The sequence below is a fragment of the Sphingobium chungangianum genome (assembly GCF_977014255.1).
Genome location: NZ_CDRNIV010000006.1, coordinates 805,129 through 820,637, shown reverse-complemented (window position 1 = coordinate 820,637; position 15,509 = coordinate 805,129). Strand labels below are relative to the sequence as shown.

The window sequence follows — 15,509 nt, the reverse complement described above, 5'->3', positions numbered from 1 at the left end:
AGATTTCGTGGCTACCGCAGCATTAACCACTGCGGGCGACGGGATGTTCAATCTTCCGCGCGATACGGGCAAGCATGTCAGGCTTCGCCCAGATCCTTCGCATCACACCGCTTGCCGCACCGGCTCTGCTGCTATCGGTTCAGAGCGGCACCGCGCTCGCGCAAACCCTTACGCCGACCGGCAGCATCACCAGCGCCGCGTTGAAGGGCGCACGCTATGGACAGGCCGATCGCCTGGCGTCCACCCTGCTCGCAGGTGGCATGAGCCGCCTCGCCGCCATCAGCGCGCAACAGGGCAGCACGTCATCCTTCAACTGGGCGGCGCCAGTCTCGGAACCGCAGGCTATCGTCAACGACAGCCGCGTTGACCGGACGTTGTCGCGGATGCCCGGATGGGAACTGCAAGGCATCCGTCTGACGCTCAGCCAGCCCGCACTGAGCTATAAGCAGCCCGACCTCGTGCCCACCTTCATGCGCGACCTCATCACAGCGCCTGCGGCCCCCTTCGCCATGCCCAAGCCCACCCCGCTGCCATCTGCTCCAGCGCCGCGCGCGGGACAGCCGGACATCTTCGGATCGGTGGCGATGGCAGTCAGCCGGACGCCGCTCGACGACAAATGGGCCGCCGCTGCCCGCTCCGCTCCGGCAACGGTCCTGTCGGCCAGCCTCTTGCGGTCGGCGCGCACCGCCGCCGGACTACGGCAGGTGGAGATGGTGAATAGCTGGGTCAACAACCGCCTACGCTTCGTTGACGATCGGCAGGACCGCGACAGCTGGGCTTCAGCCAGCCAGTCGCTCCAACGCGGGGCTGGCGATTGCGAAGATTACGCCATCGCTAAGATGCAGCTTCTGCAAGCGGCTGGCTTCGATCGCCACGCCATGTTCCTCGTCATCGCACGCGATCTAGTGAGGCAGGCCGATCACGCGGTGCTGGCAGTGCGTGTAGGCAGCGACCTGATGGTCCTAGACAATATGACGGATCGGGTGCTGCCTTCTTCAGAGGTCAGCGACTATCGGCCGATCATGAGCTTCAACGCCTATGGCCGCTGGACCCACGGCTATCGCGTAACGAAGCCGCAGCCGGTCCAGTTCGCCGCCCGCTGAACACGCTTACTACCTCTCCCGCAACGCCTCTGACCGCGCCTTCATGATGGGCTTGAGCAAATAGGCCAGGACCGACTTGCGGCCCGTCAATATCTCCACGTCGCACACCATGCCGGGCGTGATAGGCAGCTTGTGCGCGCCCGTGCCCAACCACGCGCGGTCGGTTTCCACGACCACCGTGAAATAGGCCTCCCGCGTCGCTTCATCATAGACGCTGTCGGCCGACACCTGCTGCACGGTGCCGCTCAGGCCCCCATAGATGGAAAAGTCATAGGCGGTGACCTTCACGACCGCGCGGTCGCCGGTCTTGATGAAGGCGATGTCGTTTGGCTTCACCCGCGCCTCCACCAGCAGCTTGTCGCCGATGGGGACGATCTGCATGATCTTCTGGCCCGCCGTCACGAAGCCGCCGATGGTCGTCACCTGCACATCGTTGACCACGCCATCGACGGGCGAACGAATTTCCGCGCGCTGTGCTCGGCCCTTCGCACCGCGCAGGGACTCGCTATTGACCGCAATCTTGGCCTCCAGCTGACTACGTTCGTTCAGCGCATCCTGCTTGAACTGAAAATTCGCCTCGGACAGTTGCGCCTGTGCCTCGCGAATCGCGGCCGATGCACGCGACGCCTGCTGCTGCGCCGCGTTGAGCCGCCCTTGCGCATCCACCAGCTCACGCCGGGCGTCGAGCAATTCGGTCTGCGGGACAATGGACTTGGCCGCAAGCGGCTCCAGCATCGCCACCCGCTGCCGCGCCAGCTGGACGCTGCCACCCAGGCTGTCGATCGTGGCCTGCGCCTCGCCCAGTTCGCGGCGGCGCTGCTCCACTTGGGCCGAAAGCCCATCCTGCTTGCTGCGAAGCGCCGATTGGCGGACTGCGGCTAGCGCCTGCTCCTGCTGACATTCGGGACCGCCCGTGGCGCAGTTGGCGCCCGTACCGGTGCCTTCCTTCTCCAGCCGTCCCGCCCGCGCCGTCAGCGATCGCGTCTCGGCCTGCAACTGCCCCAGTTCGGACGCCAGCATCGCGTCGTCCAGACGCACCAGCAACTGGCCCTTGCTGACCTTCTGCCCCGACCGGACCAATATCTCCTCGATCGTGGTCGGCTCGGCGGACTGGATGACCTGCGCCTTGCTCGACGGGATCACCCGCCCCTGCCCGTGCGTCACCTCATCCACCGGAGCAAGACTGGCCCACAACAGGAACGCCAGCATGCCTCCGCCGCTATACAGGATGACCTGCTTGTTGCCCGGCTGCCCCCGCAGCCAGCTGATCCAGCGCCCCATCATGGTTTTGCCTCTCGCATTGCATGTTCATCGGCAGCGAGCGCCACCGCCTTCGCCTTTTCCTGCGCGGCCAACATGTTGGTGAGAGCGCCGCCCCCTTGCGAAGGATCAGGAATGGACAGCTTCCATCCCTTGGACGGGTCCATCCGCCCGCCCACATCATTGGCCGCCCGGCGTTCGGGCAGTGCCGCAACCGAAGGATAATCGATCTCCGGCTCTTTCATCCCCACCATCTGCGATGGATCGAAGGCAGGGGTATATTCACCCCCGGCATAGCGCCCCGTAAAAGCACGCGGCAGCCCCCACGCGCCCGGCCAGCGATAGAAGATGTGTGCGCCAATCTTCACCAGCTTCGCCAGATGCGGCGCCCATCCAGGAAACACATAATCGGCATGATAATGGGTCGCCGTGCCAACGCTCTGTTCAACCTGTCCCGCCAGCGCCGCCGCCGCGATCCGCTGCGCCCGGTTCCAGAGTACAGCCATCGGCCGCCGCGCAAGTGACCCATCACATACGAAACTGAATTGGCACACTGACGCGTTAAAGCGCTGATACACCACGCCGCACACCGTCTTGGCGAAGGCGGGATGACGTACACGGTTGAGAACGACCTGCGCCACCGCGCGCTGTCCGCTTTCCGGTTCGGCCGCTGCTTCATAATAGATCGCCTGTGTCAGGCATTGCAGCGCGCGGCTCCTGTCCTCGCCGGCGGATTGAAGCGCCCGGAAAGGCGATGCTGCGGCAATGGCTCCGGACGCAAACCGGAGCCTGCCATTCTGCACCGCCGCCTCCTGCCCAGTCGTCGAGGGCGTGGCTTCGCTCTCTGTGATCTCCACCAGCGCGCGATACTCACGGGGTATGGCGGGCGCACCGTCCATGATCTTCGTTTCGACCGCAGCCTTGGGAACGTCGTGCCCGCGCCAGCCAACCGTTCCCGCCGCCAAGGCTATAACAAGCGCGCCCCCGAGGCCGAGCATGCAAGCTTCAGACGCTGGCAACCTCCATGCCCGCCCGATCATTGGACCGCTCCTTTTTGCAGCTGTCCGATAACCTCATCGCGCGGCCCGTCCGCCAGAACCACACCCTGGTCGATCACGATCAACCGATCCACGATCCGCAGCAGGGCATGGCGGTGCGTCGATACGATCAGCGTCTGTTCGGGCTCCAGCGCCTTTGCCAGATGGTCGACAAACAGATTTTCCGTCTGATTATCCATCGCGCCGGTCGGTTCATCGAGGAAGAGCAGCCTGGTCGGCTCCACCAACGCCCGCGCTAACACCAGGAAGCTCCGCTGCCCGCCCGACAGGCGACTGCCGCGCTCACCGATATGAAGGTCGAACCCGGCGGCATCCCGCCCGAAGAAGCGCGACGCGCCCGACCGCTCCAGCGCGTCCAGCAACTTCTCATCGTCGGCGTCCCGCGCGCCCAGCAGCAGATTTTCCCGCACCGACCCGCTGAACAGCTCCGCATCCTGCCCGACATAGCGGAAGGCAGCGCGCAGTTCGTGCGGATGATATTGGCGGCTATCCACATCATCGATGGTCAACATGCCACCGCCCGGAGGATAAAGGCCGCACAGCACCCGCCCCAGCGTCGACTTGCCCGATGCCACGCGCCCGATGATGCCGATCCGTTCGCCCGGTTCGACGCGCAGATCAATGCCTTTGAGGCTGGGCTGAGTGACGCCCGGATAGCTGAACTCCAGCCCCTTGGCGACGATCGCGCCCTTGCGCACCTTCGGGATGATACCACGCGCTCCGTCCAGCCGCTCGTCCGGCTGATCTATCAGCGTCTGCAGGCTGCCCAATGTCGTTATCGCTTGCCGCGCGCGCACGATGACGAAGGCCAGCTGTCCAACCGGCGCCAATGACCGGCCAGCCAGCATGACGATAGCGATGATCGCTCCCATGGTGATCTCGCCCGCAGCGAACATGTAAAATCCGCCGATCACCAATGCGATGCTCGTGACCTGCTGGCATAGCGACGCAAGTGTTACGCTGGTCGAGCTTAGCCGCCGCAGCTTTTCCTGCGTCGATGCACTCATCCGGGCGTAACGGCGCCACCGTTCCAGCATCCGCCCTTCGGCGCGGCATGCTTTCAGCGTTTCGATGCCCCCGATCGCTTCCACCAGCGCGGCGCTTTGCAGGCTCGAGTCCGCTTGCGCATCACGCGACAGACTGGCCATGGAGCGCTGAAGGAAGAACCCGGCCGTGGCCATGATGCCGATCATGACGACAGGCACGACCGCGAGCCATCCGCCCAGCAGCGCGATGATGCCGACAAACACGAACAGGAAACTGATATCCACCACCAGCACCACGGTGGTCGATGTGAAAAATTCCCGGACGCTTTCAAATTCCGACACGCGCCGTGCCAGCGCCCCTGTGCTGCCCGCACGGCTGGCGAGCGGCACGTTCATCACCTTCTCGAACAACCGCTGCGACAGCCGTTCGTCAATTTCCCGGCCAGCCTCGTCAACCAGCCGCGCCCGGGCGAGCCGCAAAGCAAAATCCAGCCCAAAGGCCAGCATGACGCCCGCACCCAATACCCACAGGCTGGAAGCGGCCTTGTTCGGAATGATCCGGTCATAGACGTTCATCGTGAACAGCGGCAACGCGAAGGCGAGAAGGTTGATGATCCCCGCCGCCAGCATGACATAGCCAAAGGACCCACGCGCCCGCCAGACTTCGCGCCAGAACCAATGCTGCCGCGCCCGCTCGTCCCATGGCCTTTCCTCGGCCCGTTCGCGGCCGTGATCGGCCATGACCGCCAGCGCTTCACCGGTAAAATAGGATTCCAGGTCGGAAAGCCGCGCCCATACCGGCTCGCTCGCATGCGGCAATTGAACCAGCGCATCGCCCTGCTTGATGTCCAGCAGGAGGAGAAAACGCTCGCCCCTTAGCGGCAGGATGGCTGGCAGGTTGGCGGGCCGCCATTTGTCCAGCCTCCCGCGGACATGGTCGCTCAGCAGGCCGATCTGATCCAGCGCGGATTCCGCCTGATGAAAGGGCAAACGCCCGGATTCATCAACGGCAAGACCCGCCCGTAGAGCCACGATCCCCGGCGATCGATCGAAATGCCGCGCCACATGGGCGATGCATTCGGTCAGCTCGTCACCGGGCGAACTCTGATGGTCCAGCCATTCGGCCAGACTTAATGTGCTTCGTCCCAACATTGTTTACCCCGCGCCACCCCGGCCGAAGCCGGGGTGACCCCAAAGATGGAAACTCAGCCCGGATAGCGCCGCCGCTGCAATTCGGCGGGCGGCAGATCCGGGACATCATATTTCTTGCGCGCATAGGGATTGGCGCCCGAAGGCTGGGCTATCCCCAGAGTATCGAGCAACTGATTGGTCGCCGCCAGAATCTGATATTGCGCGAAGATTTCAGAGAAGCGGGCGGTTTCCGTCCGCACCTGCGTATTGAAGCGGGTATTCTGCGTATCCAGCACGTCGAGCAGCGAACGGCGTCCGACGTTGAACTGCTCGCGATAGGACACCAGCAGGGAATCAGACACCGTGCCCTGACGCGACAAGTCGTTCAGCCGCTTCTTTTCGGTATCCCAACGGTTCCAGGCAGTACGGACATCATCTTCCGCCTCGCGCTGACGCTGGCTGAGCCGGAAACGCGCCTCGCTGGCGCGGCGGGTCATTTCCTGGACCTTCGCCCGGTTGATACCGCCATCGAACAGCTGCCAGCGCAGGACGACACGCCCCTGCACGTCATTGGTGCTGCCACGGAAGCCGTCCACATCCTCGCCGATGCGGCCGCGCCCTTCCAGCACAACCTTGGGTCCAAGCTCGGACTCAGCCTCGTCGACGACTGCATGGGCAGCCTGGATGTCAGCCTCAGCTTCCCGGATCAGCGGGTTGTTGGCGCGCGCGCCCGCAATCGCTTCGTCCAGCGTCGGCGGTACAGCGCTCGTCACCGCATCGGGCATCGACACCTGATCGATCGAAAGACCGGTCAGCGTGCGAAAGCTGATCGCCGCGTTGGTCAGGTCCTGCTCAGCTTCGCTCTTGCGGACCAACGCGGATTGCAGCCGCTCTTCGGCCTGCTGCTGGTCGGCGATGCTGATCGATCCCTTCGACACGCCCTCGCCCAGATCGCCGAGCAGCTTGCGATGGAAAGCGATATTGTCCTCAGCCGCCGCGACGACCCGCTGTTGCAGCATATAATCCAGATACTGCCGCGTGACGTTCAGCGCGACGAACTGTGACCGTTCACCGACACGCAGCGCAGCTCCGTCGATCCGCGCGGCCTGACGCCGCTTTTCAGCACCGCGATACCCCGAATTGAACAGCGTTTCTTCGGCCAGCACACTTGCTTCCAGCGGGTAGAGCGTCTGGTCGCCAAGGCCAAGCGTCCGGCGCGTGTTATTCTCCAACCGACGAATGCCAGCCGATCCTTCCACGCTGACCCGGGGCAGATACAACCCCTTCGCCTGTTCGCGTTCGAACTCGATCGCTTCCTTGTTCTGGATCGCCTGGTTGATTTCCGGATGACTGTCGATCGCGGCCGCAATGGCGCTCTTCAGATCCGTGGTCTGTGCCCAACCGGTCGTTGCCATGGTCGCGGCGCACAGCGCCATCAGGCTGCCGCATGTCTTGCGCAGGATTGTCATGATTGCGCTCCCCTCAATTGGTGCTGGCAGTGACTTCGACCCGACGGTTCATCGGTTCGCGCACATTGTCGGCAGTTTCGATTTTCAGCTGGGTCTCGCCCAGCCCGCTGACGGTCATCGCGTCCATCGCGATGCCACCCTGGCTCATCAGCCCGGCGACATTCTGCGCCCGGCGCAGCGACAGGCCGTCATTATAACCCTTGCCGCCCGACGTATCGGTGTAGCCGGTGACGCCGAACCGCGTCCAACCGCACTGGGCGGCCGATTGCGTGATCTGGTTGATCGTCGCCGCGCCCTCGGGCAGCGGCCTGTCCATGTTCCAGTCGAAGAAGATGGACACCGCCGGTGCCGTGCAGTCCAGCGCGGGTGGGGCTGAAGCTGCGGTCGGCACCGGCGGCGGTGGCGGCGCCGAAAGGCGTGCCACAAAGTCGTCGCACTTATTGATGCTGTCCGCATCCTTAGTGCCGGATTTCATGAAGCCCAGCGCAATGCCGCACTGGTTCTTGGCCTCTACGGCCCAGGTCCAGCGGCTGTCCTGCGCTGCCCGTAAGCTTGCGTCGCCCGCCGCCGCAACGGCCGTGTCATAACGGCTCTTGAGCGCGCCTTTGAGCTCCGAATTGCCCATCTGCATCAGGGGCGAAGCGGGTGCCGCCAAGGCCCCCGTCGACATCATCCCCGCCGCTAGGCCGAAGGAAGCGATGCTTCTCAACCTGTTTCGCATAATCATTCTCCCCCAATATTCCCGCGAGAAATCCAAACTATGGCGATCACCCGTGAGCGACCGCCATCGCTTCATGCGCGACCATCGCCGCATCGAAGACACTGGCCGCCATCGCCATCAGATGGCCTGCATCGGCGGCGTCGCCCGCAACGGGGTTGAGCAGCACCGGCGCATGCTCGCCCCCCGGCAACGCGGCCAGCAGCGCATCGATGTTTGGCGTCCCCGCATGGCCCAAAGCTTCGGCTACCACCTGTGCCGCTTGAGCATTCGGAGCCGCGTCATGCGCCGCAACGAGCGCCGCCGCATTGCCGTCGAAGACCGGGAGATTAACCGCCTGGGCGAGCAAACCCTGATGATCGTCCAGCGCGGCCTGCGCTTGGCCATCATCATTGGCGGCATGAACCGGTGCATCATCGCCGCCCGAAAGCGTTGAATGATCTGGAGCCGAATCGTCGCTGCCGCTGTGGCTCGTCTGCTCGACCGGCTGATCCGCAACATGGCTATCCTGGCTTTCGCTCGACACCGATGTGCTTGCGTCGCCTTCGTTGGCAGGCTCGGACGCCGTGCTGGTTGTAGCCGTCGGTGCGGTATCCACCGTCGTCTCGGCCTGAGCGACGACCGGGGCAGGCGCCTGCTCCAACGTCTCGACAGCACCGGCCACCGCCACCAGGCTCGCCGCTATCAGCGCCTGGTTGAAGCCGCTGGTGGTGCTTTCCGTCTTGGCGAGGTCGACATCCTTGGAGGTGGCGAACACTACGTCACCGACAGTGCCCGTCGTGCCGTCAGTACGGGTGAAGGTCGCTTCCCCCAGCACTGTCACGTCGCCGCCCGCCGCCTGATAGCTCTGGCCATCAGAGGTCAGCTTGATCGATGCGATGCCCATGTCGGCCAGCGACTTGAACTCGCCGCCATCGACCACACCGTTGCTGTTCAAATCCTGCCAGACGCCGAATTCGGAATAGGCGGCATCATGGGCGTCGAACACACCATCGCCATTACCGTCATATGCAAGGCGCAGACCCTCCAGATCGCTCTTCGCCCCCGGTGCATCGTCCGCAAAGACGATGTCGTAAGAACCGCCGATCGCATGAGCGAGCAGGCCGTCGTCGGACGAGACCCATGCCGTGCTGACCATGCCGCTGCCATAATCGTGGGTGACACCCAGCGAACGATCGACAAATTCCAGACCGTCGCCGTCCAGATCTATCGCGACCGGCGGAACCGGCGCTCCGCCTTGGAACGTAACATCAATCGTGGTGGTGGGTGTCGTGCTGGTGACAATGTCGCCATCTGCGTCCTTCACCGTGACTGCGAACTGCAGCACCTGATCGTCAGGAATGACCTGCTGCGTTACGCTGAAATTTTCAACGCGCGCCGCTGGATTGCCGCTGCCGGTATAGTCGAAGCGGACCACCATATGATCGAAATCGAGTGTCGGATCGATATCGACATGGGTGATCCCGTCAGCATCCTTCGTGACGAGGAAAGTCCCGGTTTGAAGTGGCAACGCACCAGCTGTCGGCGTGCCGCCCGCATAGGTCGCCCAGCTCACCGTCACCGTCGATGTGTTCGGCTGGAAATTAACGTCGAAGCTCAGGGACGAAGAGTCGTGATTACTGAACAGGAAGCCTTCATTGTCATTGATGAGGTTGTTCGCCACGCCAAAACCGTTGCCCGACGGATTGATCGTCGACCCATCGTTGGTGAAGGCTTGGGCGGTGGTCGTCCCGTTGGCGTAAGAAACGCCGTCGAACACCTGCCCGCCGGGCAGGGTAACCGTCGTGTAATTGCCAGGCGCAATATTGCTGAAGCTGAGCGGCGTATCGACCACTGGTCGCGTAGTCAGCACGTCCACCGTATAATCGCCTGTCGCCTGATCAACGGATACCGTGAAATAGGGATTGCCGTTCACGCTGGCCGTCACCACGCCGGTGCCATCGCCCGTGTAAACGATGCCCGTTATGTCAGTCAGATGGGTGAGCGTGATGCTGCCCGCCTGATCTGCACCATAGGTGAAGTTGATATCATTCCCGCTATAGGTGTGAATGGAATTCGCCACCGACAAATCCGTGACGGAAGACAATGTCGGAACATCATCCACGATAGAGACGACGATGGATCCAGGCGTCGCATCGCTGTCGCCAGTGGCGTCGGTCACCGTCATGCTGATCGTGTCGGTCAGCGGGTTGATCTCGCCCTGACCGCTGTGCGTCAACGCATGATCCAGCGTATAGCTGTAGCCATAGGTCACGACGCCGTTCACATCTGGCGCCGAGATCGAGGTGATCGTCAGCACGCCCTTGCTCGTGAACACCTGCTGCCCCACCGCCGTGATCGCCTGCGCTGGGTTGAGATCGCCATCGAGCGTCAGCGTGTAGCTCTCGCCATTGGCATTGACCGTGAACTGGCCAGTCGTATCGGTCTCGCTGGCCGCGCCATGCTGCAAACCGTCGGCCAGGCCATCCTCATAGACCGTGCTCGTGTCGCCCGTCACATCGGGCACGCGGCCATCCTGGTTCAAGCTGATCACCAGCTGGGCCAGGTCTGTGTCGCCATCCCCATCCTTGATCTGGTAGGTGAAGGTCTCGCTCGTCACGCCCGCCGGGATCGACGCGGTATTGAGCGTATAGGTATAGCTGCCATCCGACTTGATCAGCAGATCGCCATAGGTGCCACTTATCGTCGTACCCGCAGCGCTCACCCCCGTCAGCGCACCGCCTCCGGCTTCCGTGCCGACCCGAGCCCCCGTGACCGCGCCGCCAGGCGCCGCGCCATCCGCGCCGATCGTGTCCGCCGTGCCATCGGTCGAGTTAGCATCCGTGCCGCCAACCCCGGTGAACACATTGCCGTCCGCTTTGTTGCCAAGACCCTCCGTCACGCTGTCCGCATCATTGACCGCATGCGGCGCGTCATCGACGATCCGCACGACCAGCGTATCGCTGCCGCTGGTGCCGCTGATGCCGGTCACGCTCACCGTGACGCTGTCGTCAAACTCGGTGAGGGTCGCGCCCGTCTTGCTGTCATTGTCGATCGTCGCGAGCAGCGTATAGCTGTAGCTCACCGCTCCCGTCGCGGCATTGTAGCCGGTCAGCAGCAGCGTCCCCTCGCCCGTGTTCACAACCCCATTGGTCGTGCCGAACGCCTGCATCTGCGCCAGGGTGAAGCTCGTGCCCCCCACCGTGATGCTCGCGATCCCGTCGGTCGCAGACACCGTGAAGCTGCCGCTGGTCACATGGCTGCCGTCATGTGCCGTGCCGCTCGGCAGGCCCGCCTCATAGACGGTCGCGTCAGGGCCGTTCAGCGAGGCCGTCACCACGGTCGCGCTGTCGTCCGCGCCCTTCACCGTGATCGTCAGGGTCGCGGGCGACTGGTCGCCGTCCGCGTCCTGCATCGTATAATGGAGCGTGAAGTCCTGGCTGAACCCGCTGCCCAGCGCCTGTGTCGCCGCCCGGCTGTTGTCCAGCACATAGCTCCAGCTGCCATCGCTGTTCTGTACCAGCGTGCCGTAGCTGTTGAGCTCCGCCACCACCGCCGCGTCCGCGCCCCAGGCAACAAAGCTCTTGGGCGTGTCCGCGCCAGACACATCATTGGTCAGCACATTGCCAGACAGGCTCCCCGCCACATCCTCGGTCAGCGTGCCGCCCGCATCATTGACCGCCTGCGGAACATCATCGACGATCCGCACGATCAGCGTGTCGCTGCCACTGGTGCCGCTGATGCCGGTCACGCTTACCGTGACGCTGTCGTCATATTCGGTGAGGGTCGCGCCCGTCTTGCTGTCATTGTCGATCGTCGCCAGCAGCGTGTAGCTGTAGCTCACCGCTCCCGTCGCGGCATTGTAGCCGGTCAGCAGCAGCGTCCCCTCGCCCGTGTTCACAACCCCATTGGTCGTGCCGAACGCCTGCATCTGCGCCAGGGTGAAGCTCGTGCCCCCCACCGTGATGCTCGCGATCCCGTCGGTCGCAGACACCGTGAAGCTGCCGCTGGTCACATGGCTGCCGTCATGTGCCGTGCCGCTCGGCAGGCCCGCCTCATAGACGGTCGCGTCAGGGCCGTTCAGCGAGGCCGTCACCACGGTCGCGCTGTCGTCCGCGCCCTTCACCGTGATCGTCAGGGTCGCGGGCGACTGGTCGCCGTCCGCGTCCTGCATCGTATAATGGAGCGTGAAGTCCTGGCTGAACCCGCTGCCCAGCGCCTGTGTCGCCGCCCGGCTGTTGTCCAGCACATAGCTCCAGCTGCCATCGCTGTTCTGTACCAGCGTGCCGTAGCTGTTGAGCTCCGCCACCACCGCCGCGTCCGCGCCCCAGGCAACAAAGCTCTTGGGCGTGTCCGCGCCAGACACATCATTGGTCAGCACATTGCCAGACAGGCTCCCCGCCACATCCTCGGTCAGCGTGCCGCCCGCATCATTGACCGCCTGCGGAACATCATCGACGATCCGCACGATCAGCGTGTCGCTGCCACTGGTGCCGCTGATGCCGGTCACGCTTACCGTGACGCTGTCGTCATATTCGGTGAGGGTCGCGCCCGTCTTGCTGTCATTGTCGATCGTCGCCAGCAGCGTGTAGCTGTAGCTCACCGCTCCCGTCGCGGCATTGTAGCCGGTCAGCAGCAGCGTCCCCTCGCCCGTGTTCACAACCCCATTGGTCGTGCCGAACGCCTGCATCTGCGCCAGGGTGAAGCTCGTGCCCCCCACCGTGATGCTCGCGATCCCGTCGGTCGCAGACACCGTGAAGCTGCCGCTGGTCACATGGCTGCCGTCATGTGCCGTGCCGCTCGGCAGGCCCGCCTCATAGACGGTCGCGTCAGGGCCGTTCAGCGAGGCCGTCACCACGGTCGCGCTGTCGTCCGCGCCCTTCACCGTGATCGTCAGGGTCGCGGGCGACTGGTCGCCGTCCGCGTCCTGCATCGTATAATGGAGCGTGAAGTCCTGGCTGAACCCGCTGCCCAGCGCCTGTGTCGCCGCCCGGCTGTTGTCCAGCACATAGCTCCAGCTGCCATCGCTGTTCTGTACCAGCGTGCCGTAGCTGTTGAGCTCCGCCACCACCGCCGCGTCCGCGCCCCAGGCAACAAAGCTCTTGGGCGTGTCCGCGCCAGACACATCATTGGTCAGCACATTGCCAGACAGGCTCCCCGCCACATCCTCGGTCAGCGTGCCGCCCGCATCATTGACCGCCTGCGGAACATCATCGACGATCCGCACGATCAGCGTGTCGCTGCCACTGGTGCCGCTGATGCCGGTCACGCTTACCGTGACGCTGTCGTCATATTCGGTGAGGGTCGCGCCCGTCTTGCTGTCATTGTCGATCGTCGCCAGCAGCGTGTAGCTGTAGCTCACCGCTCCCGTCGCGGCATTGTAGCCGGTCAGCAGCAGCGTCCCCTCGCCCGTGTTCACAACCCCATTGGTCGTGCCGAACGCCTGCATCTGCGCCAGGGTGAAGCTCGTGCCCCCCACCGTGATGCTCGCGATCCCGTCGGTCGCAGACACCGTGAAGCTGCCGCTGGTCACATGGCTGCCGTCATGTGCCGTGCCGCTCGGCAGGCCCGCCTCATAGACGGTCGCGTCAGGGCCGTTCAGCGAGGCCGTCACCACGGTCGCGCTGTCGTCCGCGCCCTTCACCGTGATCGTCAGGGTCGCGGGCGACTGGTCGCCGTCCGCGTCCTGCATCGTATAATGGAGCGTGAAGTCCTGGCTGAACCCGCTGCCCAGCGCCTGTGTCGCCGCCCGGCTGTTGTCCAGCACATAGCTCCAGCTGCCATCGCTGTTCTGTACCAGCGTGCCGTAGCTGTTGAGCTCCGCCACCACCGCCGCGTCCGCGCCCCAGGCAACAAAGCTCTTGGGCGTGTCCGCGCCAGACACGTCATTGGTCAGCACATTGCCAGACAGGCTGTTGGTGGCGCCGTCTTCGACGACAACATTGCCGACATCATCAATGGCGTGCGGCTGGTCATCCACGATGCCGATAGTCAGCGTCGTGCCTGCGGTATCTCCATCACTATCGGTAACGGTGACGGCGAAGCTATCCTTCGTGTTGTCGCCCGATGTGGCCGCGCCCAACGTATAGCTATAGCTGTATCCCGACGCCGGAGATCCAGTGACGATCAGGGTGCCGAAGCTGCCCTGGACGGTCCCGCCATTGGTCACATCCACATTATTGATGACCAGCGAGCCGACCGTGTCGTTTCCGGTCGTGACGATCAACGTTCCAGCGGCGGTCTCCGCCGTGGATTCAGCATTGGAACCATTGGGATTGAGCGCAGACTCATCGACCAGCGTGTCCGATCCGGCCTGAACCTCCACAGTCGGCGTAGAATCGGGCTCCAGGGTGACAGTGACTGTCGCCTGGGAGGTATCGCCATCGCCATCCTGGATCTGGTAGACAAAGGTTGCCGTGCCTTCCTGTCCAGCCGCCGGAGTGAAGGTGAACAGCCCGGTCGCGGGGTCGTATGCCACCGCTCCTTCTGCTGGACCGCTGACAATCGTCACGCGTACGGCGGGATTATTGTCGATATCGACCCCATCTGCGCCGAACACATCATTGGCAAAGGCGTTGATGACGACCGGCGTACCCTCTGTACCCTGGTGAGCCAGGTCATCGTGCGCGGTAGGTACGTCGTCGATGATGTTGACCACCAGCGTCTTGGTGACGCTGTCCCCGTCAGCATCGGTAACCGTCACCGTGAAATTATCGGTCACGGTATCGCCCGAGCTATTGTCGGCTAATGTATAGCTGTATTCGATCGCACCTGGAGCAACACTGGTGATCGTCAGCGTGCCATGGGCGCCGGTGATCGTTTGCCCCGGTCCAGTGACGACCTGGCCGTTGATGCTGATCGTCGCGGGTGTATCGACCGCAACATAGGTGATGGTGCCGGCTGTCGTCTCGACGGGAGCCGGTTCGTTCGAACCAGGAGATCCGCCGGGACGGTTCACCGTGCCCAGGCCGGACTCGTCCACGACAGTGCCAGGGCCGGAGGTGGGGACCTCCAGTTCAGGCACATGATCTTCCTCCGGCGCGATGGGGAGGATTTCTCGCTCTTCGGGCTGCGTAAAGGCCAATTCGGTCGGTGGGAGTAGATCGCCCAGGCCGTGAGGATTTCCGACATCCCCCTCGGCTGCCAGGAAATTGCCGCCAGAGCTGCGAGCCGGACCCGCAGCGGGCTGCGGTTCCTCGCCGATCAACAGCGCCGCAAGGTTGACCGAAGGGATTTCCACGTCGCCGACAACGATGTGCGGCATTACGACCGCGCCATCCAGGATCACCATCTGAGTGCCGTCCGGCAACGTGACGATCAGGTTGCGGCCATCGACCTCTATTTGATTGATGTCGGTTCCGGCAGGAAGAACGACAACGCCGTCGGGGCCAGCGGCCACCGTGCGCATTGTGCCTGGCTGGATATGGTGCCCCTTCACCCGAGCAGCGAGTGCATCCAGGACCGGGTCATGCGCCTGCTGACGGTCAGCGGCGGCATCGGCATTCCATTCGCGCTCGAAATCCATCTTTCCATCCCACCTGTCGTCATGGGACGGTTCAAAGAAGTGCGCAGAAGACCGCTTCCTCAACGCGCATGCATTGAGAAATGCCACCTTCATCGACTCATGGCATTAGCGGATCAGCTATTGCCCATTGTCTGCGATCTTCCGTTGGCAAGGCCTTATTGGCCCTCCCCGCCCCGGATTAATACTATCGTCTTATACTTCTGACCCGATGAGCGATCATATTAGGCGGGGATAAATAGAGTCACCAAAAATCAACTTTTGTTAACCATTTAAATACGAT

General features: G+C 63.4%; 7 protein-coding genes. 1 reads left to right on the top strand and 6 read right to left on the bottom strand.

The window, feature by feature from the left end:
• The first annotated feature begins 74 nt into the window (after nucleotides 1-74).
• The gene (locus tag ACWNC0_RS11065) at nucleotides 75-1,103 is read left to right on the top strand and encodes a transglutaminase-like cysteine peptidase (RefSeq protein WP_449471587.1); all 1,029 of its coding nucleotides are present in this window, start codon (nucleotides 75-77) and stop codon (nucleotides 1,101-1,103) included.
• 9 nt (nucleotides 1,104-1,112) lie between these two features.
• On the opposite strand, the gene ACWNC0_RS11060 is transcribed toward ACWNC0_RS11065, so the two are convergent.
• Genes ACWNC0_RS11060 through ACWNC0_RS11035 form a run of 6 tightly spaced genes read right to left on the bottom strand, consistent with a single transcriptional unit; the run spans nucleotide 1,113 to nucleotide 15,229 of the window.
• Nucleotides 1,113-2,387 carry an HlyD family type I secretion periplasmic adaptor subunit gene (locus tag ACWNC0_RS11060; protein ID WP_196225756.1) on the bottom strand — a complete coding sequence of 425 codons (1,275 nt, stop codon included), beginning with the start codon at nucleotides 2,385-2,387 and terminating at the stop codon, nucleotides 1,113-1,115.
• On the bottom strand, nucleotides 2,384-3,403 hold the full coding sequence (locus tag ACWNC0_RS11055) for a cell wall hydrolase (protein WP_449471585.1): 1,020 nt from the start codon (nucleotides 3,401-3,403) through the stop codon (nucleotides 2,384-2,386). The genes ACWNC0_RS11060 and ACWNC0_RS11055 overlap by 4 nt, the downstream gene beginning before the upstream one ends.
• Nucleotides 3,400-5,559: a type I secretion system permease/ATPase gene (locus ACWNC0_RS11050; protein WP_449471584.1), complete on the bottom strand. Its 2,160-nt coding sequence runs from the start codon at nucleotides 5,557-5,559 to the stop codon at nucleotides 3,400-3,402. The genes ACWNC0_RS11055 and ACWNC0_RS11050 overlap by 4 nt, the downstream gene beginning before the upstream one ends.
• 53 nt (nucleotides 5,560-5,612) lie before the next feature.
• Nucleotides 5,613-7,007, bottom strand: coding sequence for a TolC family protein (locus ACWNC0_RS11045; protein ID WP_449471582.1), 1,395 nt, complete (start codon nucleotides 7,005-7,007; stop codon nucleotides 5,613-5,615).
• Between the two features lie 13 nt (nucleotides 7,008-7,020).
• Entirely contained in the window at nucleotides 7,021-7,728 is a 708-nt protein-coding gene (locus ACWNC0_RS11040; protein WP_449471581.1) for an OmpA family protein, read from the bottom strand.
• 46 nt (nucleotides 7,729-7,774) lie between these two features.
• The gene (locus ACWNC0_RS11035; protein ID WP_449471580.1) at nucleotides 7,775-15,229 is read right to left on the bottom strand and encodes a VCBS domain-containing protein; all 7,455 of its coding nucleotides are present in this window, start codon (nucleotides 15,227-15,229) and stop codon (nucleotides 7,775-7,777) included.
• Nucleotides 15,230-15,509: the final 280 nt, after the last annotated feature.